This window comes from Streptomyces sp. NPDC043876 (assembly GCF_056435825.1).
Genome location: NZ_JBWKDV010000010.1, coordinates 58,443 through 80,257, shown reverse-complemented (window position 1 = coordinate 80,257; position 21,815 = coordinate 58,443). Strand labels below are relative to the sequence as shown.

Sequence of the window (21,815 nt, the reverse complement as noted above, 5' to 3'; positions counted from 1 at the left end):
CGCCATGACCGACGCCGCGCCGCGGCTGGCCGCTCTCGCCGAGACCCTGCTGGGTGCCCCGCTGCCCGTCAGGATCCGCGCCTGGGACGGCAGTGAGGCGGGTCCGCCCGCCGGTCCCGTCCTGGTGATCCGCCACCGGCGCGCCCTGCGCCGGATGGTGTGGAAGCCCGGCGAAGTCGGCCTCGCCCGGGCCTGGGTGAGCGGGGACCTGACCGTCGAGGGCGATCTGTACGACCTGCTGGACCGGGTGTCGGGGCTGCTCTGGCAGCGCGCCCCAGACCCCGGCGGGGCGCCTCCCGCCGCGCCGCGCGGCCGGGCCGCCGGGGCACGGGCCGCGGCCGCCGGGGCGCTGGAGTTCGTACGCGATCCCCACCGGCGCGCGGCGCTGCGGGAGCTGGCCGCGCTCGCCGGGCCGCTGCCGCCGCCGGGGCCGCCGGGCGAGGAGGTGCCGCGCCGCGGCGGGCCCCGGCACACCAAGGTCCGCGACCGGCAGGCCATCAGCCACCACTACGACGTCGGCAACGACTTCTACGCCCTGGTGCTGGGCCCCTCCATGGTCTACTCCTGCGCCTACTGGAGCCCCGGCGGCGACCTGGAGGCGGCCCAGCGCGACAAGCTGGACCTGGTCTGCCGCAAGCTCGGGCTGCGGCCCGGCGACCGGCTGCTCGACGTGGGCTGCGGCTGGGGCTCGATGGTCCTGCACGCGGCCCGGGAGTACGGGGTGCGCGCCACCGGCATCACGCTCTCGCGCGAGCAGGCCGCCTTCGCCCGCAAGCGGATCGCGGAGGAGGGCCTGACCGACCGGATCGAGATCCGGGTCCAGGACTACCGGGACGTGGCCGACGGGCCCTACGACGCGATCTCCTCCATCGGGATGGCCGAGCACGTCGGCTCCGCCCGCTACCGGGAGTACGCGGGCGACCTGTACGCCCTGCTGCGCCCCGGCGGGCGGCTGCTGAACCACCAGATCGCGCGCCGCCCCGAACCCGACGCCGCGGCGGAGGCGGCGTACCGGATCGACCCGTTCATCGACGCGTACGTCTTCCCCGACGGGGAGCTGTCCCCGGTGGGCACCACCGTGGCCGAGCTGGAGCGGGCGGGCTTCGAGGTCCGCGACGTCGAGGCGCTGCGCGAGCACTACGCGCTGACCCTGCGGGCCTGGGTCGCCCGGCTGGAGGACCACTGGGAGGAGGCGGTGGCGCTCACCTCGCCCGGGCGGGCGCGGGTCTGGCTGCTGTACATGGCGGCCTCCGCGCTGGGCTTCGAGCAGAACCGGCTCGGGGTGAACCAGGTGCTGGCGGTGCGGACGGCCGGGGACGGGACCTCGGGGCTGGCGCCGCGCACCCGCGCGTGGTTGTAGGGGCCGGGCGCGACGACGGCGAAGGGCCCCGCGACCTCATGGTCACGGGGCCCTTCGGCCGGTCCCTGCCGGAGCCGGGCTACTCGGTCTTGATGGCGGTCAGCATGTTCAGCCGGGCCGCGCTGCGGGCGGGCCACATGGCGGCCAGTACGCCGACCACACCGGCGAGCAGGAGGAAGATGCCGATCCGGTCCCAGGGCAGGACGAGCGCGTAGCCGGGGATGGTGTCGCTGAGGGTGGAGCCGACCGCCCAGGCGAGGAAGATGCCGATGCCGACGCCGAGGATCGCGCCGAAGAGCGAGATCACGACGGCCTCCAGACGGATCATGTTCTTGACCCGGCCGCGGTCCAGGCCGATGGCGCGCAGCATGCCGATCTCCTGGGTCCGCTCGAAGACGGACATCGCGAGGGTGTTGACGACCCCGAGCACCGAGATGATCAGCGCCATGCCGAGCAGGCCGTACATGATGTTCAGGGCGATGTTGATCAGGCCGCCCAGCTCGTCGCGCATGTCCTGCCGGGTGGCGACGGTCATCGCCGGGTTCTTGCCGAGCGCGTCGACGACCGCCTGCTGGGCCGTCGCCGAGGCGCCGCCGGTGGTGTTGACGTACACCGAGCGGACGTACGGCTCGTCGCCGTGGGCGGTGAGGACCTTGGCGTCGACGAGGTAGGGCGAGACCAGCTCGTCGAGGCCCTTGAAGACCGCGCCGACCTTGAGCGGGACCTGCGCGCCGTCGTCGAACCGCACGTCGAGCGTGGAGCCGACCGCGAGGCCGTCCTTCTTGGCGGCCTGCTCCGAGACGGCCAGTTCGCCCTTGCCGAGGCTGCTCAGCGAACCGCTGGTGACCTGGACGTTCAGCAGGTCGGCGATGGTCGCGGGGTTGACGCCGGAGGCGGAGCGGAAGTCGTTCTTCACCTGGAGGGAGCCCTCCGCGATGACGGAGACCGCCTTGATGCCCGGCGCCTTCGCGAGGACCTCGGGCACCGACGCGTCCAGGCCGCCGCCGCGGACGCCCTCGGACATGGAGACCCGGTAGTCGGCCTTGATGTTGTCCGTGCTCAGCCGGTCGATGGCCTTGCCCATGGTGATGCCGAGCACCGACAGGGTGGTGACCAGGGTCAGGCCGATGGCCAGGGAGGCGGCGGTGACGGCGGTGCGGCGCGGGTTGCGCACGGCGTTCTGGGTGGCCAGCTTGCCGGGGACCCCGAAGATCTTCTGCAGCGGCGGCCGGAGCACGCCGATGACCGGCAGGGACAGCAGCGGGAGCAGCACGATCAGCCCGATGAGCAGGAAGAACGCACCACCGGCGATGAGCGTCCGGCCGTCGCTGCCGCCCTGCGCCACTCCGATGAGGACGCCGCCGACGCCGAGGCCGCCGAGGATGCAGCCGAAGACGTTGCGCAGCAGGAGGGACTTGGAGGAGGCCGGCAGGTGGGCGCTGCCCATCGCGGCGACCGGGGCGATCCGGCCGGTGCGCCAGGCGGGCAGCAGCGCGGCGACCACGGTGACGACGACACCGATGACCAGGGCCCACACGATGGTGGCCGGGGCGATGACCAGGTCACCGCCCGGCAGCTTCGCGCCGAAGGAGTTCATCACGGAGCGCATGCCGACCGCCAGGCCGATGCCCGTGACCAGGCCGATCGCGGCCGAGAGGAGACCGACGACCAGGGCCTCGCTGAGCACCGAGCGCATGACCTGGCCGCGGGCGGCGCCGACGGCGCGCAGCAGGGCCAGTTCCTTGGTGCGCTGGCTGACCAGCATGGTGAAGGTGTTGTAGATGAGGAAGACGCCGACGAACAGGGAGATGCCGGCGAAGGCCAGCAGCATGTTGCTCATGCCGCTCATCGACTGCTGGATGTCCTTGGCCTGCTCTGCGGCGAGCGCGGCGCCGGTCTGGGCGCGGTCGTTCTTGCCGAGCAGCGGCGTGATCTGGGTGAGCAGCTGGTCGGCGGAGGTGCCGGCCCGGGCGGCGACGGTCAGCTCCTGGTAGAAGCCGGGCTTGAGGAACATCTCCTGCGCGACCGGGGTGGTGAACAGCACCAGGCTGCCGCCGGCCTTGACCGCGCCGTCCTCGGTGGTGAAGACACCGCTGAGGGTGTACTCCTTCACCGGGCCCTTGGTCGCGACCCGGACCTTGTCGCCGACCGCGTACTTGCCCGCGGCGGCGCTGTCCTTGTCGAGGGCGATCTGGTCGGCCTTCACCGGTCCGGAGCCCTGGACGAAGGCGGAGCGCGGGTCCTTGCCGTCCTTGCCGGGGGCGAAGTTGGAGCCCGCGTTCGACCAGCCCTGGCCGATGAGCTTGCCGTGCTCGTCGCCGACGCCGGCGAAGCCGGTGACCCGGCCGGTGACGGAGGCGACTCCGGAGGTCCGGCCGACCTTGTCGAGGGTCGCCTGGCTGATGCCGGGTTCGCCCTCCTTCTGGCCGTTGTCGCCGCGGGTCTGGCCGTAGGAGGAGACCGAGACGGCGACGCCGTCGTAGCTCTTCGCGGACTGGCTGCTCAGGGACTTCTTGAGGGTGTCGGTGAAGACGAGGGTGCCGGAGACGAACGCGACGCCGAGGGTGACGGCGAGCACCGTCATCAACAGCCTGGCCTTGTGCGCGAGGACGTTGCGCAGGGCGGTACGGAACATGGGTGTGTCAGTCCTGGTGCTGGAAGTCTGGGAGGTGGCTTCGGGGGGCCCGGGGGGCCCGCGACCGGGTCAGCTCGTACGGCCCTTGGCGTCGAAGGCCTTCATGCGGTCCAGCACGCCGTCGGCGGTGGGGCTGATCATCTCGTCCACGATCCGGCCGTCGGCGAGGAAGATCACGCGGTCCGCGTAGGAGGCGGCGACCGGGTCGTGGGTGACCATGACGACGGTCTGGCCCAGCTCGCGGACGGAGTTGCGCAGGAAGCCGAGCACCTCGGCGCCCGAACGGGAGTCCAGGTTTCCGGTCGGCTCGTCACCGAAGATGATCTCGGGGCGGGAGGCCAGGGCGCGGGCCACGGCCACGCGCTGCTGCTGGCCGCCGGAGAGCTGGGTGGGGCGGTGGCCGAGGCGGTCGGACAGGCCGACCATGGCGATGACCGAGTCGAGCCACTGCTTGTCGGGCTTGCGGCCCGCGATGTCCATGGGGAGGGTGATGTTCTCCAGGGCCGTCAGCGTCGGCAGCAGGTTGAACGCCTGGAAGATGAAGCCGATCTTGTCCCGGCGCAGCTGCGTGAGCTGCTTGTCCTTGAGGGAGCCCAGCTCGGTCTCGCCTATCCGGACGGATCCGGCGGAGAAGGTGTCCAGGCCCGCGACGCAGTGCATCAGCGTCGACTTGCCGGATCCGGAGGGGCCCATGATCGCGGTGAACTGGCCGCGGCCGAAGTCCACGGAGACGTTGTCCAGGGCGACCACCTGGGTCTCGCCCTGGCCGTACACCTTGGAGAGCTGCGTGGCGCGGGCGGCCACGGTCTGAGTGGTGTGCGGGGCGTAGTTCACGGTGGTCACGGGAGCTCCTTCGAGCGGCGATCTGACGGACTGGCGGGACTTTCTCCATCCTCTCCGCGCGCACCCCCGCTCCGGATCAGCCGCCGAGCTTGTTCGGGGGGCCACCGGAGGCTGACCGCCGGAGCGCGGGGATCCTCCTCTGGTATGACGGCGCCCCTGAGTCAGGCCCGGGGGAGGCGGTGCCGGCCGCCCCGGGGCGCTCGGCGGGTCCGCTCGCGGTGCGTGGCCGGGGAGTTGCCGGGGCGCGGCGGGGCGCGGCGGGGTGGTGCGGGGTGGCGTACGTGGTGGCGCGGGGTGGTGGGAGCCATCGAAATCCCGTCAATCACGGGCGCCGCATGATCGTCGTCCGCAGGGCACCCACCCCGGGTTCTTGTGTCTGACGGTCCCTCAAGCATCAATAAAATCAGACAACATCGGAAAGAAGGGCCGCCGGTCACGGGCGGGTTCCGGGATACGCTCGCCACTGCGCTCAGGTGCTCGTCACGGGGGACGCAGGGCCCGGATGGTGGAATGCAGACACGGCGAGCTTAAACCTCGCTGGCTTAGGCCGTGCCGGTTCGAGTCCGGCTCCGGGCACTCCCGCCGTGCCGTCGCCCCGTGGACCCGCCACCGCCCCGTTCGCCGCCTTCCGCCGCGTCGGCCGCCGCCCGCGCTCCTCTCCTGCGCTCCGCCCTGCCTTCTTCTAAGATCCTCCTTCAGCAGTAGGGTGATTTTTTTGCTAACGCATTACCCTTGACGCAACAGGCCGCACACCGTGGCCATGGAGGAGTGAGATGAGGAGCAGCAACCCGGTCTTCTCGCGACGGGGGTTCAGCCGCGACAACGGCGGCTACGCGGGCTTTGACGCGCAGCAGGCCGGGACCGCGACCAACCCGTACGCGACGAACCCGTATGCGACCGACCCGCAGACCGGCATGCCCCAGGCGGCGGTCAACCGCGGCGCGATGACCATCGACGACGTCGTGAGCCGTACGGCCATGACGCTCGGCACGGTCGTCCTGACCGCGGTCATCGCCTGGATCGCCCTCCCGGTCGACCCGGCGAACATCAACAAGTCGTACGGCATCGCCCTCGGCGCGGCACTCATCGCGTTCGTCCTCGCGATGGTCCAGTCGTTCAAGCGCAAGCCGATGCCCGCGGTGATCCTGGCCTACGCGGCCTTCGAGGGCGTCTTCCTCGGCGTCATCAGCTCCGCCACCAGCACCTACATCGGCGAGGGCGTGGTCATCCAGGCCGTCCTGGGCACGATGTGCGTCTTCGCCGGCGTGCTGCTCGCGTACAAGATGCGCTGGATCCGCGTCACCCGCCGCTTCTACGGCTTCGTGATCGCCGCCGCGCTGGGCTTCATGCTCCTCATGGCCGTCAACCTGCTGTTCGCCGTCTTCGGCGGCGGCGACGGCCTCGGCTTCCGGTCCGGCGGCCTCGGCATTCTCTTCGGTGTCATCGGCATCATCCTGGGCGCCTGCTTCCTCGCCCTCGACTTCAAGCAGGTCGAGGACGGCGTGCAGTACGGCGCGCCCCGCGAGGAGTCCTGGCTGGCGGCCTTCGGCCTCACCATGACCCTGGTGTGGATCTACATGGAGATGCTGCGCCTGCTGTCGATCCTCAAGGGCGACTAGTACCCCGGTACGTCCCCCGCGCAGGACACCCGCGCGTACGGAAGGCCCCGCGAGCACGCTCGCGGGGCCTTCCCGCATGTCGGGGTGTGCAGGGGTCGGGGACAAGGGGTGCGGGGAGGCTCAGCCGAACTTCCTGGCGGCCCTGCGCAGGTCGTACTCGTGGATGATCGCCTTGGCCTGGCCGTACGACAGCTCGTGCGCGCCGAGCAGCCAGCTGACCTTCTCCTCGAACCGGATGAGGGAGGGGCCCTCGTCGACGGTGCGGAGCCAGTCGGAGAGGTCACGACCGGTGGTCTGGGGGATTCTGGAGATCATGTTGCGGTGGGTGGGCTCCGAGAACTCTACGGACATGGGCGCCTCCGGGGGTATCGCCGTGCTGTTCCCTCCCCGTCACCGTGCCTGACCGTTCGCCCGTTGGCAATGGCGCCCGGGCGGCGCGTAAGGTCGGCCGCGTGCTCGATACGTCACCCCTGACCGCCGCCGTGGAACGGTTCGCCGACCGGCTCCGCTCCGCCCCGCAGAGCCGCCTCCAGCGCGGCGCCGCCGCCGAGGGGCTGGCCCTGGCCCGCGAGCTGTCCCTGCGCGCGCAGCGCCTCGAAGGCCTCCCGGACGCGGCCGCGCCGCGCGAGATGCCGGACGCCGGGATCTTCGTCGTCGGCGATCAGGTCGCGGTGGCCGGGCTGGACCTGGCGGAGGCGTTGCGCGCCGCGGACCCGGGCGCCCCGGACGCGGCGACGGCCCCGTCCGAGGTGCTGGACGAGGCCGTACGGCTGGTGGAGCGGGCGGAAGTCAGAGCGATGCGATGACCCGGTCGGCCAGGATGTAGACGTTGTCGTCGGGGTCCCCGGCGTCACCGCAGGAGAAGGTCAGCGCGTACGCGCCGGAGATGCCCGAGCCGCCCAGCAGGACCGGCGCGGTGCCCGAGCGCAGCGCCTCGGCCAGGCGCTCCGCGGTCTCCCGGTGGCCCGGGGTCATGCACAGGGTGGTGCCGTCGGTGAAGACGTACACGTCCAGGGTGCCCAGCGGGCCGGGGCGGACGTCGGCCAGCGCGGTACGGGCCTGCGCGAGCTCTTCCAGCCGGCTGACGGTGCGCTCGTGGTCGGCGCCCGGCGCGGCGGCCTGGACCGGTACGAAGTCCGGGTGCGAGGGGTGGCGGCGGCGGGCCGCGGCCAGCTCGGCGGAGTCCTCCGGGTAGGCGTAGTCCTCGGCCTCGTCCCCCAGGAAGGGCTCCAGGCCCACCAGGTCCGCCTGGCGGGGCAGGAAGACGGGATTCTCCTCGCCGGCCTCGCCGAGCCCGGGCAGACCGCCCAGCAGCGACGGCGCGTCGGCGGCGTCCCGGGCCTCCTGCGCGGCCCAGAAGGCGCGCGCTTCGGCCAGCTCGCGCTCCCGCTCCTCGGCGAGGGCCTCCGCCACCGCGGTCCGTATCTCCGAGGCGGGAGAGGCGACGGCGGCGCGGGCGTGCGGCACGGTCATGGCGCGGGGGTGCGCCGGAACCGCCAGTTCAGCGCGCAGCGCGGAGACCTGCTTGCGCAGGCCGTGGACTGCGTGCAGCGCGGCGGCGCCCACGGCCGTGGCAGCGGCCGTGGTCAGCAGCAGGGCAAGAGACATGGCGCTCACTGACTAACTCCTGATGTATTCGATCCCCCGACTTCCTACATCAGCTTGTCCCGTCCTGGGAATGGCTTGCAGTGCATTACGTCATGAATTGGACAGGTCTTTCGTCCCGGACCTTCTCCCCTGCCACGCCCTGACCTGCACAAATGCCGAACCCCCAGGACATAGGTCACATCCTGGGGGAGATTCGGTCACAGGTCGGCCGCGAGGGGGTTGGATCCGGGGCCGGTGCGGCGTACGGATCGACCGGTTTTCCTTGGGGCGCTTGGTCCCCGAGGAAAAGGATCTAGCTGAGGCGCTCGATGACCATGGCCATGCCCTGGCCGCCGCCCACGCACATCGTCTCCAGGCCGAACTGCTTGTCGTGGAACTGGAGGCCGTTGATGAGGGTGCCGGTGATCCGCGCGCCCGTCATGCCGAAGGGGTGGCCGACGGCGATGGCACCGCCGTTGACGTTCAGCTTGTCCAGGTCCACGCCGAGGTCGCGGTAGGAGGGGATCACCTGGGCCGCGAAGGCCTCGTTGATCTCGACCAGGTCGATGTCGCCGATGGTCAGGCCGGCGCGCTTGAGGGCCTGCTTGGACGCCTCGACCGGGCCGAGGCCCATGATCTCGGGGGAGAGGCCGGTGACCCCGGTGGAGACGATGCGGGCCAGCGGGGTCAGGCCCAGCTCGCGGGCCTTGGTGTCGCTCATGATGACCAGCGCGGCGGCGCCGTCGTTGAGCGGGCAGCAGTTGCCCGCCGTGACCAGGCCGTCGGGGCGGAAGACGGGCTTGAGGCCCTGGACGCCCTCCAGGGTGACCCCGGCGCGCGGGCCGTCGTCCGTGGAGACCACGGTGCCGTCCGGCGTCGTCACCGGGGTGATCTCGCGCTCCCAGAAGCCGTTCTTGATGGCGGCCTCGGCGAGGTTCTGCGAACGGACGCCGAACTCGTCCATGTCCTGGCGGGTCACGCCCTTGAGGCGGGCCAGGTTCTCGGCCGTCTGCCCCATCGCGATGTACGCGTCGGGGATCAGGCCGTCCTCGCGCGGGTCGTGCCAGGTCGAGCCCTCGCTCTCGGCGACGGCGGCCGTACGGGCCTCGGCGTCGGCGAAGAGCGGGTTGTGGGTCTCGCGGATGTCCGAGGAGCCGTTGACGGAACGGGAGACCATCTCGACGCCCGCCGAGATGAAGACGTCGCCCTCGCCGGCCTTGATGGCGTGCAGGGCCATGCGCGAGGTCTGGAGCGAGGAGGAACAGTAACGGGTGAGCGTCATGCCCGGCAGGTGGTCCATGCCCATCTGCACGGCCACGATCCGGCCCAGGTTGCTGCCCTGCTCGCCGCCCGGCAGGCCGCAGCCCAGCATCAGGTCGTCGATCTCGCGGGGGTCCAGCTCCGGGATCTTCGCGAGGGCGGCCTGGACGATCGTGGCGGTCAGGTCGTCCGGGCGCAGGTCCTTGAGGGAGCCCTTGAAGGCCCGGCCGATGGGGGAGCGGGCGGTGGAAACGATGACGGCTTCGGGCATTGGGACTCCAAGGGGTGGGTTGCGGTTGTGCCGGGACCGCATGTGAAGTTACCGGCCCGTACCGTCGAATTCACCGCCCTCGCCGTGTGACGAGCACCGCAATGGTGCCGCGGGCGGCCGATCGGGACCGGGTGACCGGGCCGGCCCTGGCCGACCCTGGCCGGTCAGGAGACCGGGGCGTCCGGGAGCGACCGGTCGCCCTGCGGCTGCGAGGCGGCTTCCGGCGGGGAGGCGGCCTCGGGCTGGGAGGCGGCTTCCGCCACGCCCTCCGGCAGCCGCCGCCGGCGCCGGTGCTTGAGCAGTGCCCAGGGCGCGCGGGCGGCCGTGACCTCGGTGCCCGCCTGGCTCGCGGCCGCCGAGGCGGCCTTGGCCACCGGGAGCATGTCCTCGTCGCGGGAGACGTCCAGCCGGTCGGACTCGGGCCACAGGGCCAGGGTCGCGCAGAGGGTGGGCAGCACCGCCATGGCGGCGGTCGCGTACCCCTCGGCGGAGGGGTGGTAGGAGTCCGGGCCGAACATCTCGCGCGGGTTCGCGGCGAACTCCGGGCCCAGCAGGTCCCCCATCGAGACGGTACGGCCGCCCTGGGCCACCACGCCGATGGTCTGCGCGGCGGCCAGCTGCCGGGACACCCGGCGGGCCACCCAGCGCAGCGGCTGGTACACCGGCTCGATCGTGCCGAGGTCCGGGCAGGTGCCCACGACGACCTCGGTCCCCGCCAGCCGCAGCCGCTTCACCGCGGCCGTCAGCAGCCGCACCGACTGGGTCGGCGGCATCCTGCGGGTCACGTCATTGGCCCCGATCATCACGACGGCCACGTCGGGGGCCTTCTCGCCGTGGTCGAGCAGCAGCGACACCTGGCGGTCGAGATCGTCCGACATGGCCCCCGACAGCGCGACGTTGCGCAGCTGTACCGGCCGCTCCGCGACCGCGGCCAGTCCCGAGGCCAGCAGCGCCGCCGGGGTCTGCCGGGCCCGCCGTACGCCGAGCCCCGCTGCCGTGGAGTCGCCCAGCATGGCGAGCCGCAGCGGGCCGGGACTCAGCTCCGGGCCGCCGAACTCGCTCCCGTACAGCCCGTCCGCGCGCGGTGGGTCGGGCAGGCCGAAGCCCACGGTCCGCTTGGCCAGCTGGACCTCCGCCACGACCAGCCCCACCGCGGCGGCCCCGAGCAGGCCGAGCCCGCCGCCGCCGTACGCCGCGCCCGCCGCGATCCTGCGGGCCGTTCTCGCCCTCGACACTTCAGGTCACCCTCCTTGCCTCTGCTGGCTTACCTGCCCCGTAGTGCCGCTGCTCCAATCCCTTTCCGCTTAGTCTGGCGGGACCTCCCGGAGAACCCGTGGAGTCCCCTCCTTGGAGAACATGGTGCAATTCCACGACTCGATGATCAGCCTCGTCGGCAACACCCCGCTGGTGAAGCTCAACCGTGTGACCGACGGCATCCAGGCCACCGTCCTGGCCAAGGTCGAGTACTTCAACCCGGGCGGATCCGTGAAGGACCGCATCGCCCTGCGCATGATCGAGGCCGCCGAGCAGAGCGGAGCGCTCAAGCCCGGTGGCACCATCGTGGAGCCGACCAGCGGCAACACCGGTGTAGGACTCGCCATCGTGGCCCAGCAGAAGGGTTACAAGTGCATCTTCGTCTGTCCTGACAAGGTCTCGATGGACAAGATCAACGTCATGCGCGCGTACGGCGCCGAGGTCGTGGTCTGCCCGACCGCCGTCGACCCCGAGCACCCGGACTCGTACTACAACGTGTCCGACCGCCTCGCGCGCGAGCCCGGCGCCTGGAAGCCCGACCAGTACAGCAACCCGAACAACCCCCGTTCGCACTACGAGACCACCGGTCCCGAGCTGTGGGAGCAGACGGAGGGGAAGATCACCCACTTCGTCGCGGGCGTCGGCACGGGCGGCACGATCTCCGGCACCGGCGGGTACCTCAAGGAGGTGTCCGGCGGCAAGGTCAAGGTCATCGGCGCCGACCCCGAGGGCTCGGTCTACTCCGGCGGCTCCGGCCGTCCGTACCTCGTCGAGGGCGTCGGCGAGGACTTCTGGCCCTCCGCCTACGACCGCAACGTGACGGACGAGATCATCGCGGTGTCCGACAAGGACTCCTTCCAGATGACCCGCCGCCTGGCCAAGGAAGAGGGGCTGCTCGTCGGCGGCTCCTGCGGCATGGCCGTCGTGGCGGCGCTGAAGGCGGCCGAGGGCCTCGGGCCGGACGACGTGGTCGTCGTCCTGCTGCCGGACAGCGGCCGCGGCTACCTCAGCAAGATCTTCAGCGACGAGTGGATGGCCGGGCACGGCTTCCTGGAGGAGGCGGGCCCCGCCGCCCGCATCGGCGCGGTCCTGGCCGACAAGGAGGGCGGGATCCCCTCGCTCGTCCACATGCACCCCGAGGAGACCGTCGGGGAGGCCATCGAGGTGCTGCGCGAGTACGGCGTCTCGCAGATGCCGATCGTCAAGCCGGGCGCCGGGCACCCGGACGTGATGGCCGCCGAGGTCATCGGGTCGGTGGTGGAGAAGGAGCTCCTCTCGGCGCTGTTCGCGCAGCGGGCCTCGCTGGGCGACCCGCTGGAGAAGCACATGAGCGCGCCCCTGCCGCAGGTCGGCTCCGGCGAGCCGGTCTCCGAGCTGATGGCGGTGCTGGGTACGGCGGACGCCGCGATCGTCCTGGTCGAGGGCAAGCCGACCGGCGTCGTCAGCCGCCAGGACCTCCTGGCGTTCCTGGCCCGCGGGGCGAAGTAGCCGAACCCCTGGCCGGGGGCCGGGGGCCGGGGGCCGGGGGCCGCGCGTCTGCGCGTCTGCGGGAGGACGCGGGGGCTTCGTGCGATCGGTACGGGGCCGACATGTGGTGGCAGCACCGGCTTAACACGGCTCCGGCACAGTGGTGTTCGTCGGAAGGGAGCGGGGATCCGGGAACGGGTCCCCGGAACGGTTCCTCCGGCGTCACGAACGGCGTTGCGCGTCTCCGGAGCGGCTCCCGGACCGCGGGGCGCCATGGATACGGACGGCCCTGACCCGGCCCGTGTCCTTCGCGGGGACCGCCGTCGTCCCGCCCCCCGGCCCGCCGGGGGTGCGGCGGTCCCCGCCATACCTCTTCCTCCCGGGCTCCGCCCGGCCCCCGGTCGCCTCCGGCGGCGCCTCAAACGCCGGCGAGGCTGAGGTGTCGGGGTGGCCTGGGCTGGTTCCTGCCCTCTGGTTCCCGCCCTCTGGCCTCCGGCCCGCTGCCTCCGGCGGCGCTGGGATTTGCTGGCCAGGTTCCGGCCCCTGGCCTTCCGTGCGTTGCCTCCGGCGGGGCTGGAATTGCTGGGGCTGGCGATGTCACTGGCGCAGCACGGGGGCTCCCGGAGGCGAAAGTCAGCCTCGCCGGCGTTTGAGGCGCCGCCGGAGGCAAGGGGTGGGATCGCCCAGCTGTGCGATCGCTTCGGCGTGCACCCGGGCCGGGCGCCGGAAGGAATTCCGGGGTCGCGCAGATGCCTGCCGTAGCGCCAGGGACGTCCCCACCGGGCCGGCGTGACCACGGCCAGGCCCCCGGAGCCGCCCCGCCCCCTACTCCCGCGGAGCGGACAGGCGGGGGAAGGATTTGGCGGCGTGGGCGAAGTTGACGCCCAGGATGCCCGCCCAGGAGACCAGGAGGCCGCTGAAGCCCGCGTTGGCGACGCCGATGGCCGACAGCGGGATCGCCAGGACCAGCGTCACGATGGCGAAGCCGAAGCGTTCGGCGAAGGTGGGGAGGCCGGCGGCATGGGCGGCGGAGCCGCCGCGGGCCTCGTGGAGGCGCTGCTCGGCCAGGCGGCGCCGGACCTGGGTGTCCACCTTCTCGACGAACGAATCCACGAGCGCCGCCTCGTACTCGGGCCCCAGTTCCCCGCGGGCCCTCAAGGTGGCGTCGAAGTCTTTCCTGAGCTCTTGGGAGTGGGGTTCCATGCCTCCAGGCTAGGAAGGCCCCCGCCGCGCGGCACTGGGGCTAGCCCCCGTATCCCGCACCCGTATCCCGTCCCGCGCACCGGCCCTCGCTTGCCGTCCTGCATAACCGCATGCAGAGTGCTTGCTGACTGAATACTTCAGGGGTTCACGGGACGGGACGGGAGGGGCGGGATGAGCGACAGCGGGGACGGTCCGGCCGCACGGCTGCAGAAGCTCTTCGAGGGGCACCGGCTCACGCCGACCCAGCGGCGGATCGCCCACTGCATGGTGCGGGGCGCGGCCGAGGTGCCCTTCCTGTCCAGCGTCGAGCTGGCCGATCTGGCCGGGGTCAGCCAGCCGTCGGTCACCCGCTTCGCGGTGGCCCTCGGCTTCGACGGTTACCCGGCACTGCGCCGGCACCTGCGCGAGGTGGCCCCCGCGGCACGCTCCGGCGCGACCGGCAGCGACACGTACAACTCCTACCAGCAGGCGGTCCAGGCCGAGATCGACAACCTGCGCCACCTCTCGGCGATGCTCGCCGACCCGGGGCCGGTGGAGGAGGCGGGGCGGCTGCTCGCCGCTTCGGTCCCGCTGCCGGTGCTCGGGCTGCGGGCCGCGTCCTCGCAGGCGCGCGGGTTCGCGTACTTCGCGGGCAAGGTGCACCCGGACGTGCGCCTGCTGGACGAGGGCGGTTCGATGCTGGCAGACCGGATCGACGCGGCGGTCGCCTCCGGTGCCTCGGCGCTGCTGTGCTTCGCGCTGCCGCGCCACCCGCGCGAGGTGGTGGCGGCCCTGGAGTACGCCCGTACGGCGGGCCTGAGCGTGGTCACGGTCGCCGATTCCGCTTTCGCCCCCGTCGCCCGCCACTCGGACCTGCTGATTCCGGCGCCGGTCGGCACCGGGCTGGCGTTCGACACGGCATGCGCGCCGATGCTCCTGGGGCGGGTGCTGCTGGAGTCGATGGCGGACGCGCTGCCGGACGCGCAGGCCCGGCTGGAGGCCTTCGACGCGAAGGCCGCCGCCCGTTCCCTCTTCGTCGAATAGCGGTAGGGCGGCTACAGCAGGGCGTCCCGGGTCCCGCCGCCCGCCTCCTCGACGAGGGCGGCGAGCGGCTGGCCGGGGCGGGCCGCCGCGAAGCGGACCGCGCCGTCCGCCCCGACCGTGAAGCCGTGCACGGGCGGGCGCGGCAGGCTGTTGTAGCCGTAGTGGGCCGTGAAGAAGTACGCGCCCGTGTCCGGTACGGCGATCAGGTCGCCCGCGGCGAGCGGCGGCAGCCGGCGGCCCTCGGCCAGCAGGTCGCCCGCGAAGCAGGCGGGCCCCGCCACGTCCTGGACGACCGGTTCGCCGCCCTTCGGCACGCCCCGGCCGTCGTAGGCCAGGATCCGCAGCGGCCACACGGCGGGCGCGTACACCGTACGGGTGGCCAGCTGGACCCCGGCGTGGGTGAGCGCGATGGGGCGGCCGCCGGAGGTCTTGGCGTACTCGACCCGGGCGATCACCAGGCCGTGCTTCGCGGTCAGGGACCGGCCGAACTCGGTGACCAGGCCGTACGAGCCGTCGAAGAGGGCGGGGACGGCCGCGCGCAGGGCGGCGACGTACGCGGCGTAGGTGGGGGCCTCCTCGTCCGAGGCGAAGTTCACCGGGAGCCCGCCGCCGATGTCGATCGTGTCGATCCGCCGCGCTCCGGCCGCCGCGTTGATCTCCTCGGCGAGCGCGTGCACCGCGGCCGCGCCCCGCGCGATCAGCGGCAGCGGTACCCCTTGCGACCCGGAGTGGGTGTGCAGCCGGGTCAGCCAGGGGCGCTCGGCGCAGGCGCGCACCAGCCACGCGCGCGCCCCCTCGTCGCGCAGCGCGAACCCGAACTTCGAGGTGCCGGTGGCGGTGGAGAGCGCGTCGATCGTGCCCGCGCCGGTCTGCGGGTTGATCCGCAGGCCCACCGGGGAGCGCACGGGGCCGGGGCGGGCCGCGACCAGGGCGTCGACGCGCTCCAGCTCCTGGCGGTTGTCGATGTTGACGGCGATGCCCCGGTCCAGGGCCTCGCGCAGTTCGGCGGTCGTCTTGGCGGGGGAGTCCAGGACGGTGCGCCCGGAGTCCACCCCCGCGGCCCGGGCCAGGGCCAGCTCACCGGCGCTGGCCACCTCGCAGCCCAGCCCCGCGTCCGCGAGCAGCCGCAGCACCGGGACCAGCGGGCAGGCCTTGACGGCGAAGGCGTGCAGGACGGGCGTGCCGGGCGGCAGGGCAGCGGCGAAGGCGGCCGTCAGGGCGGCGGCCGAGGCCCGGATCCCGGCGGTGTCGAGCAGGCACACCAGGGGGGCGTCGCCCTCGCCCGGTCCCACCAGGCCCTGCCGTACGGCGGCCCGTACGGCCAGGTCGCGGCGCGCGGCGGGGCCCTCTGGGCCCCCGGGGGCGGGCACGTCGGCGCTCGGCGCGGTCATGTCCGCCAGCCAACCACCCCCGCGACATGCCCGCAGCTGTTGACTGAATCTATTCAGGGAGTGAGTATGTGAATGGATTGACCAACAACGGAGGAGGCACCGCCATGTCAGGACCCCGCCCCGTACGTGCCGCGCGAGGTACCGAGCTGAGCACCCTGGGATGGCAGCAGGAGGCCGCGCTGCGGATGCTCCAGAACAACCTCGACCCCGAGGTCGCCGAGCACCCCGACAAGCTCGTCGTCTACGGCGGCACCGGCAAGGCCGCGCGCGACTGGCGCTCGTACGACGCGATGGTCCGCACCCTCCAGACCCTCAAGCAGGACGAGACCATGCTGGTCCAGTCCGGCCGCCCGGTCGGCGTCATGCAGACCCACGAATGGGCCCCCCGCGTCCTGCTCGCCAACTCCAACCTGGTCGGCGACTGGGCCAACTGGGAGGAGTTCCGGCGCCTGGAGAACCTGGGTCTGACCATGTACGGCCAGATGACCGCCGGTTCCTGGATCTACATCGGCACCCAGGGCATCCTCCAGGGCACCTACGAGACCTTCGCGGCCGTCGCGGCCAAGAAGTTCAACGGCACCCTCGCGGGCACCATCACCCTGACCGCCGGTCTCGGCGGCATGGGCGGCGCCCAGCCGCTCGCCGTCACGATGAACGACGGCGTCGCCATCTGCATCGACGTCGACCCGCGCGCCATCGACCGCCGCATCGAGCACCGCTACCTCGACGTCAAGGCCGACAACCTGCGCCACGCCCTCCAGCTGGCCACCGAGGCCCGCGACGCCCGCAAGCCGCTCTCCATCGGCCTGCTCGGCAACGCCGCCGAACTCCTCCCGCAGATGCTCGCGGAAGGCGCCCCGGTCGACATCGTGACGGACCAGACCTCCGCCCACGACCCGCTCGCCTACCTCCCCGTCGGCGTGGACTTCGACGACATGGCGGCCTACGCGGCCAAGGACCCGGCCGGTTTCACCACCCGCGCCCGCGAGTCCATGGCCCGTCACGTCGAGGCCATGGTCGGCTTCATGGACGCGGGCGCCGAGGTCTTCGACTACGGCAACTCCATCCGCGGCGAGGCCCAGCTGGCCGGCTACGACCGCGCCTTCGCCTTCCCCGGCTTCGTCCCCGCCTACATCCGCCCCCTCTTCTGCGAGGGCAAGGGCCCCTTCCGCTGGGCCGCCCTGTCCGGCGAGGCCTCGGACATCCACAAGACCGACAAGGCGATGCTCGAACTCTTCCCGGAGAACGAGTCCCTGCACCGCTGGATCAAGATGGCCGGCGAGCGCGTCCACTTCCAGGGCCTGCCCGCCCGCATCTGCTGGCTCGGCTACGGCGAGCGCGACAAGGCCGGCGAGCGCTTCAACGAGATGGTGGCCGACGGCACCCTCGCCGCGCCGCTGGTCATCGGCCGCGACCACCTCGACTGCGGCTCGGTGGCCTCCCCGTACCGCGAGACCGAGGCGATGCTCGACGGCTCCGACGCGATCGCCGACTGGCCGCTCCTGAACGCCATGGTGAACGTCGCCTCCGGCGCGTCCTGGGTCTCCATCCACCATGGCGGCGGCGTCGGCATGGGCCGCTCCATCCATGCCGGGCAGGTCACCGTCGCCGACGGCACGAAGCTCGCGGGCGAGAAGATCCGCCGCGTGCTCACCAACGACCCCGGCATGGGCGTCATCCGGCACGTCGACGCGGGCTACGACATCGCCGAGACCGTGGCCGACGAGCGTGACGTCCGCATCCCGATGCGCGAGGGCGACGACGCGTGAGCGAGCCTGATCTGCCGGGTGCGGCGCCGCTGCCGGGGGCTCTGCCCCCGGGCCCCCGCGCCTCAAACGCCGGCGAGGCTGACATCTCCGGCCCCGGCGCCTCGTTCCACGACATGTGGGCCGAGCTGCGGCCCATCGGCCGCGACGCCGACTCGGGCGGCTACCGCCGCTACGCCTGGACCGGCGCCGACACCGACTGCCGCGCGTGGTTCCGCGCCCAGGCGCAATCGCGCGGGCTCGTCTGCGAGACCGACCGCAACGGCAACCAGTGGGCCTGGCTCGGCGACCCCATGGCCGGGGACGCCGTCGTCACCGGCTCCCACCTGGACTCCGTCCCCGACGGCGGGGCCTTCGACGGCCCCCTCGGGGTGGTGTCCTCCTTCGCGGCCCTGGACGAACTCCGCCGGAGGGGAGCGGAGTTCTCCAGGCCGCTGGCCATCACCAACTTCGGCGACGAGGAGGGCGCCCGCTTCGGGCTCGCCTGCGTCGGCTCCCGGCTCACCGCCGGACAGCTGGCCAAGGAGAAGGCGTACGAGCTGCGCGACGCGGACGGCATCAGCCTTCCCCGCGCCATGGAGGCCGCCGGACACGACCCCGGGACCATCGGCGCCGACCCGGAGCGGCTCGCCCGCATCGGGGCCTTCGTCGAACTCCACGTCGAGCAGGGCCGCGCCCTGGACCTGTCCGGGGACCGGGTCGGCCTCGCCTCCGCGATCTGGCCGCACGGCCGCTGGCGCTTCGACTTCCGGGGCGAGGCCAACCACGCGGGCACCACCCGGCTGGTGGACCGCCGCGACCCGATGCTCACCTACGCCCAGACCGTGCTGGCCGCCCGCGCCGAGGCGGCCCTCGCGGGGGCCGTCGCCACCTTCGGCAAGATCTCGGTCGAGCCCAACGGGGTCAACGCCATCCCCTCGCTGGTGCGCGGCTGGCTCGACTCGCGCGCCCCCGACCAGGCCGCCCTGGACACCGTCGTCACGGCGATCGAGAAGGCCGCCCGGGAGCGCGCCGAGAGCGAGGGCATCGACCTGAGCGTGGTCCGGGAGTCCTTCACCCCGGTCATCGAGTTCGAGCACGCCCTGCGCGACGAGCTGAACCGGATCCTGGGCGGGGCCGTCCCCGTCCTCGGCACCGGCGCGGGACACGACGCCGGAATCCTCTCCGGATCGATCCCGACCGCCATGCTGTTCGTGCGCAACCCCACCGGCGTCTCCCACTCCCCGGCCGAGTACGCCGCCGAGGACGACTGCGTCGCTGGTGTCCTCGCCCTCGCCGACGTACTGGAAGGCCTCGCATGCAGGTGAAGGGGCACGTGCCGACCGCGCCGCAGAACACGTACTGGCTGGAGCACGCCTGGCTCGGCACCCACGTCGAGCCGGGCGTCGCCCTGGAGGTCCGCGGCGGCCGGATCACCGCCCTGCGCACCGGGGTGGACGCCCCGCCGCCGGGCGCCGAAGTGCTGCGCGGCCTCACCCTGCCGGGGCTGGCCAACGCGCACAGCCACGCCTTCCACCGGGCCCTGCGCGGCACCGTCCAGGTCGGCAGCGGCACCTTCTGGACCTGGCGCGACGTCATGTACCGGGTCGCCCAGAACCTCACCCCCGACCGCTACTTCGCCCTCGCCCGCGCCGTGTACGCGGAGATGGCGCTGGCCGGGATCACCGCCGTCGGCGAGTTCCACTACGTGCACCACGCGCCCGGCGGCGCGCCCTACGCCGACCCCAACGCCATGGGCGAGGCCCTGATCGAAGCCGCCGCCGAGGCGGGCATCCGGATCACCCTCCTCGACACGGCGTACCTCTCCGCCGGCTTCGGCAAGGCCCCGGAACCGCACCAGCTGCGCTTCTCCGACGGCAGCGCCGACGCCTGGGCGGAGCGGGCCGCCGCGCTGAAGCCCCGGGAGCACGCGCTGATCGGCGCGGCCGTGCACTCCGTGCGCGCCGTGCCCGCCGACCAGCTCGCCACGGTCGCCGCCTGGGCCGCCGAGCGCCGCGCCCCGCTGCACGTGCACCTGTCCGAGCAGACCGCCGAGAACGACGCCTGCCAGGCGGCGCACGGGCGCACCCCCACCCAGCTGCTCGCCGACCACGGGGTGCTGGGGCCGCGCACCACCGGCGTCCACAACACGCACCTCACCGACGGGGACATCGCGCTCCTCGGCGGCACCTCCACCGGCACCTGCATGTGCCCCACCACCGAACGCGACCTCGCCGACGGCATCGGCCCCGCCACCCGGCTCCAGCGCGCGGGCAGCCCGCTGTCCCTGGGCAGCGACAGCCATGCCGTCATCGATCTCCTCGAAGAGGCCCGCGCGATGGAGCTGAACGAGCGCCTGCGCAGCCGCACCCGGGGCCACTGGACGGCGAACGCGCTGCTGACCGCCGCCACCGGGGACGGGCACGCCGCACTCGGATGGGACGAGGCCGGCCGCCTGGAGGCGGGGGCGCTCGCGGACTTCACCACGCTCGCGCTGGACTCCGTACGCACGGCGGGGCCGCTGCCGCGGCTCGGGGCGGAGACGGCCGTGTTCGCGGCCTCGGCCGCCGATGTGCGGCACACGGTCGTCGGCGGCCGCCACGTGGTCCGCGACGGTGCGCATGCCCTGGTCGGCGACGTGCCCGCCGCCCTGGCCGATGCGATCGCAGCCCTGCGCGGCTGACCCCCCTGGGGCTCCGCCCCAGACCCCGCGCCTCAAACGCCGGCGAGGCTGTCAGTGCGCTCGATCGCCGCGCGTGCCATTCCAGCCCGCGCGGCGATTGAGCGCTCCGGGCGCGAAGCGTCCGGACCAGACGGGCGCAGCCGTTCCAGCCCCGCCGGCGTTTGAGGCGCGGGGCCCGGGGCGGAGCCCCGGTTACCGAGAGGACACCCCAGTGACCACCACCGTCATCAGCAACATCGGCAGCCTCGTCACCAACGACCCCGCCCGGGGCGACGGCTCCCCCCTCGGCCTGATCCGGGACGCGGCCGTCGTCATCGACGGCGACACGGTCGCCTGGGTCGGCCCCAGCGCACAGGCCCCGGCCACGGACGCGGCGTTCGACGCCAAGGGCCGCGCCGTCATCCCCGGCTTCGTCGACTCCCACTCGCACCTCGTCTTCGCCGGCGACCGCACCCAGGAGTTCAACGCCCGGATGTCGGGCCGCGCCTACTCCGCCGGAGGCATCCGCACCACGGTCGCCGCCACCCGCGCCGCCACCGACGCGGAGCTGGAGGCCAACCTGGTGCGCCACCTGGACGAGGCCCGCCGCCAGGGCACCACCACCTTCGAGACCAAGTCCGGCTACGGCCTGACCGTCGAGGACGAGGCCCGCGCCCTGCGCATCGCCGCCGCCCACACCGAGGAGGTCACCTACCTCGGCGCGCACATCGTCTCTCCCGACTTCGCCGGGGACCCGGGCGCCTACGTCGACCTCGTCACCGGCGAAATGCTGGCGGCCTGCGCCCCGTACGCCCGTTGGGTGGACGTCTTCTGCGAGAAGGGTGCCTTCGACGGCGACCAGGCCCGCGCGATCCTCACCGCGGGCGCGGCCGCAGGGCTGATCCCGCGCATCCACGCCAACCAGCTCTCCCACGGCCCCGGCGTCCAGCTCGCCGTGGAGCTGGAGGCGGCCTCCGCCGACCACTGCACGCACCTCACCGACGCCGACGTCGACGCGCTCGGCCAGGCCGCCGGGACCACGGTGGCCACGCTGCTGCCGGGCGCCGAGTTCTCCACCCGCGCCGCGTGGCCGGACGCCCGGCGGCTGCTGGCCGCGGGGGCGACCGTCGCGCTGTCGACCGACTGCAACCCCGGCTCGTCGTACACGAGTTCCATGCCCTTCTGCATCGCCCTCGCCGTCCGGGACATGGGCATGACCCCCGACGAGGCCCTCTGGTCCGCCACCGCCGGCGGCGCCCGCGCCCTGCGGCGCACCGACATCGGCGTGCTCGCGCCCGGCGCGCGCGCGGACCTGGCGCTGCTGGAGGCCCCGAGCCACGTCCACCTGGCCTACCGGCCGGGCGTCCCCCTCGTTTCCGCCGTGTGGCAGCGGGGTGTCCGGGCCTCCTGATACCGGGGCGCCGCGTCTCTTCCCTCCGTAGGCCCCTCGGCGTACTTTGAGCCACCAAATCTGATGTGCCGTCAGTAACTTGCC

The 21,815-nt window shown here is 73.0% G+C and carries 17 protein-coding genes and 1 tRNA gene; 10 read left to right on the top strand and 8 right to left on the bottom strand.

Annotation, left to right across the window (positions count from 1 at the left end; all coding sequences use genetic code 11):
- Positions 1-4: 4 nt before the first annotated feature.
- Positions 5-1,360, top strand: coding sequence for a class I SAM-dependent methyltransferase (locus tag AC0693_RS28305; RefSeq protein WP_478803217.1), 1,356 nt, complete (start codon positions 5-7; stop codon positions 1,358-1,360).
- A gap of 79 nt (positions 1,361-1,439) precedes the next feature.
- Here AC0693_RS28305 and AC0693_RS28300 read toward each other — a convergent pair whose 3' ends face one another.
- Both AC0693_RS28300 and AC0693_RS28295 read right to left on the bottom strand, forming a co-directional pair.
- Positions 1,440-3,995 carry an ABC transporter permease gene (locus tag AC0693_RS28300; RefSeq protein WP_478803216.1) on the bottom strand — a complete coding sequence of 852 codons (2,556 nt, stop codon included), beginning with the start codon at positions 3,993-3,995 and terminating at the stop codon, positions 1,440-1,442.
- Between the two features lie 69 nt (positions 3,996-4,064).
- Positions 4,065-4,838, bottom strand: a complete 774-nt coding sequence (locus AC0693_RS28295) for an ABC transporter ATP-binding protein (protein WP_468470134.1) — start codon at positions 4,836-4,838, stop codon at positions 4,065-4,067.
- A gap of 496 nt (positions 4,839-5,334) precedes the next feature.
- On the opposite strand from AC0693_RS28295, the gene AC0693_RS28290 reads away from it, so the two are divergent.
- Together AC0693_RS28290 and AC0693_RS28285 are read left to right on the top strand one after the other, a co-directional pair.
- Positions 5,335-5,414 (top strand) — tRNA-Leu (locus tag AC0693_RS28290).
- Positions 5,415-5,611: 197 nt separating this feature from the next.
- A complete protein-coding gene (locus tag AC0693_RS28285) occupies positions 5,612-6,457 on the top strand; it encodes a Bax inhibitor-1/YccA family protein (RefSeq protein ID WP_356409863.1) in 846 nt (281 codons plus the stop codon).
- Between the two features lie 120 nt (positions 6,458-6,577).
- Here the strand turns inward: AC0693_RS28285 and AC0693_RS28280 are convergent, their stop codons facing one another.
- The gene (locus tag AC0693_RS28280; protein ID WP_330330803.1) at positions 6,578-6,808 is read right to left on the bottom strand and encodes a DUF4287 domain-containing protein; all 231 of its coding nucleotides are present in this window, start codon (positions 6,806-6,808) and stop codon (positions 6,578-6,580) included.
- 101 nt (positions 6,809-6,909) lie between these two features.
- Here AC0693_RS28280 and AC0693_RS28275 point away from each other — a divergent pair, with 101 nt between their 5' ends.
- The gene (locus AC0693_RS28275) at positions 6,910-7,263 is read left to right on the top strand and encodes a hypothetical protein (protein ID WP_478803215.1); all 354 of its coding nucleotides are present in this window, start codon (positions 6,910-6,912) and stop codon (positions 7,261-7,263) included.
- Here AC0693_RS28275 and AC0693_RS28270 read toward each other — a convergent pair.
- The 3 genes from AC0693_RS28270 to AC0693_RS28260 form a co-directional block, all read right to left on the bottom strand.
- A complete protein-coding gene (locus AC0693_RS28270) occupies positions 7,247-8,065 on the bottom strand; it encodes a hypothetical protein (protein ID WP_469319696.1) in 819 nt (272 codons plus the stop codon). The two genes, AC0693_RS28275 and AC0693_RS28270, sit on opposite strands and share 17 nt — an antisense overlap.
- A 292-nt stretch (positions 8,066-8,357) precedes the next feature.
- On the bottom strand, positions 8,358-9,575 hold the full coding sequence (locus tag AC0693_RS28265; RefSeq protein WP_356409869.1) for an acetyl-CoA C-acetyltransferase: 1,218 nt from the start codon (positions 9,573-9,575) through the stop codon (positions 8,358-8,360).
- A 164-nt stretch (positions 9,576-9,739) separates the two neighbouring features.
- Entirely contained in the window at positions 9,740-10,810 is a 1,071-nt protein-coding gene (locus tag AC0693_RS28260; protein ID WP_469333652.1) for an SGNH/GDSL hydrolase family protein, read from the bottom strand.
- Positions 10,811-10,934: 124 nt separating this feature from the next.
- Here AC0693_RS28260 and AC0693_RS28255 point away from each other — a divergent pair, with 124 nt between their 5' ends.
- Positions 10,935-12,317 carry a cystathionine beta-synthase gene (locus AC0693_RS28255; protein WP_356410007.1) on the top strand — a complete coding sequence of 461 codons (1,383 nt, stop codon included), beginning with the start codon at positions 10,935-10,937 and terminating at the stop codon, positions 12,315-12,317.
- A gap of 804 nt (positions 12,318-13,121) precedes the next feature.
- Here AC0693_RS28255 and AC0693_RS28250 read toward each other — a convergent pair.
- On the bottom strand, positions 13,122-13,499 hold the full coding sequence (locus AC0693_RS28250) for a hypothetical protein (protein WP_469333653.1): 378 nt from the start codon (positions 13,497-13,499) through the stop codon (positions 13,122-13,124).
- 171 nt (positions 13,500-13,670) lie between these two features.
- On the opposite strand from AC0693_RS28250, the gene AC0693_RS28245 reads away from it, so the two are divergent.
- Positions 13,671-14,522, top strand: coding sequence for a MurR/RpiR family transcriptional regulator (locus tag AC0693_RS28245; protein ID WP_468470124.1), 852 nt, complete (start codon positions 13,671-13,673; stop codon positions 14,520-14,522).
- Between the two features lie 11 nt (positions 14,523-14,533).
- Here AC0693_RS28245 and AC0693_RS28240 read toward each other — a convergent pair whose 3' ends face one another.
- Entirely contained in the window at positions 14,534-15,913 is a 1,380-nt protein-coding gene (locus tag AC0693_RS28240; RefSeq protein ID WP_478803214.1) for a type III PLP-dependent enzyme domain-containing protein, read from the bottom strand.
- 104 nt (positions 15,914-16,017) lie between these two features.
- Between AC0693_RS28240 and hutU the strand changes: the two genes are divergently transcribed.
- From hutU to hutI, 4 genes are all read left to right on the top strand, one after another.
- Positions 16,018-17,682: a urocanate hydratase gene (gene hutU, locus AC0693_RS28235; protein WP_356409882.1), complete on the top strand. Its 1,665-nt coding sequence runs from the start codon at positions 16,018-16,020 to the stop codon at positions 17,680-17,682.
- A 113-nt stretch (positions 17,683-17,795) separates the two neighbouring features.
- Positions 17,796-18,986 (top strand): allantoate amidohydrolase, encoded by a 1,191-nt coding sequence (locus AC0693_RS28230; RefSeq protein ID WP_478803334.1) that lies wholly within the window; start codon positions 17,796-17,798, stop codon positions 18,984-18,986.
- The gene (locus AC0693_RS28225) at positions 18,977-20,341 is read left to right on the top strand and encodes a formimidoylglutamate deiminase (protein WP_478739821.1); all 1,365 of its coding nucleotides are present in this window, start codon (positions 18,977-18,979) and stop codon (positions 20,339-20,341) included. Before AC0693_RS28230 ends, AC0693_RS28225 begins: the two co-directional genes overlap by 10 nt.
- Before the next feature lie 211 nt (positions 20,342-20,552).
- On the top strand, positions 20,553-21,731 hold the full coding sequence (gene hutI / locus AC0693_RS28220) for an imidazolonepropionase (RefSeq protein ID WP_478803213.1): 1,179 nt from the start codon (positions 20,553-20,555) through the stop codon (positions 21,729-21,731).
- Positions 21,732-21,815 lie beyond the last annotated feature (84 nt).

What these genes read in the sequence shown, in the direction of transcription:
- AC0693_RS28230 (WP_478803334.1), top strand. Translation starts at nt 17,796, where the DNA reads ATGTGGGCCGAGCTGCGGCCCATCGGCCGCGACGCCGACTCGGGCGGC.
- AC0693_RS28280 (WP_330330803.1), bottom strand. Translation starts at nt 6,808, where the DNA reads ATGTCCGTAGAGTTCTCGGAGCCCACCCACCGCAACATGATCTCCAGA.
- AC0693_RS28300 (WP_478803216.1), bottom strand. Translation starts at nt 3,995, where the DNA reads ATGTTCCGTACCGCCCTGCGCAACGTCCTCGCGCACAAGGCCAGGCTG.
- AC0693_RS28285 (WP_356409863.1), top strand. Translation starts at nt 5,612, where the DNA reads ATGAGGAGCAGCAACCCGGTCTTCTCGCGACGGGGGTTCAGCCGCGAC.
- AC0693_RS28265 (WP_356409869.1), bottom strand. Translation starts at nt 9,575, where the DNA reads ATGCCCGAAGCCGTCATCGTTTCCACCGCCCGCTCCCCCATCGGCCGG.
- AC0693_RS28305 (WP_478803217.1), top strand. Translation starts at nt 5, where the DNA reads ATGACCGACGCCGCGCCGCGGCTGGCCGCTCTCGCCGAGACCCTGCTG.
- AC0693_RS28250 (WP_469333653.1), bottom strand. Translation starts at nt 13,499, where the DNA reads ATGGAACCCCACTCCCAAGAGCTCAGGAAAGACTTCGACGCCACCTTG.
- AC0693_RS28245 (WP_468470124.1), top strand. Translation starts at nt 13,671, where the DNA reads ATGAGCGACAGCGGGGACGGTCCGGCCGCACGGCTGCAGAAGCTCTTC.
- AC0693_RS28270 (WP_469319696.1), bottom strand. Translation starts at nt 8,065, where the DNA reads ATGTCTCTTGCCCTGCTGCTGACCACGGCCGCTGCCACGGCCGTGGGC.
- AC0693_RS28240 (WP_478803214.1), bottom strand. Translation starts at nt 15,913, where the DNA reads ATGACCGCGCCGAGCGCCGACGTGCCCGCCCCCGGGGGCCCAGAGGGC.
- AC0693_RS28225 (WP_478739821.1), top strand. Translation starts at nt 18,977, where the DNA reads ATGCAGGTGAAGGGGCACGTGCCGACCGCGCCGCAGAACACGTACTGG.
- hutU (WP_356409882.1), top strand. Translation starts at nt 16,018, where the DNA reads ATGTCAGGACCCCGCCCCGTACGTGCCGCGCGAGGTACCGAGCTGAGC.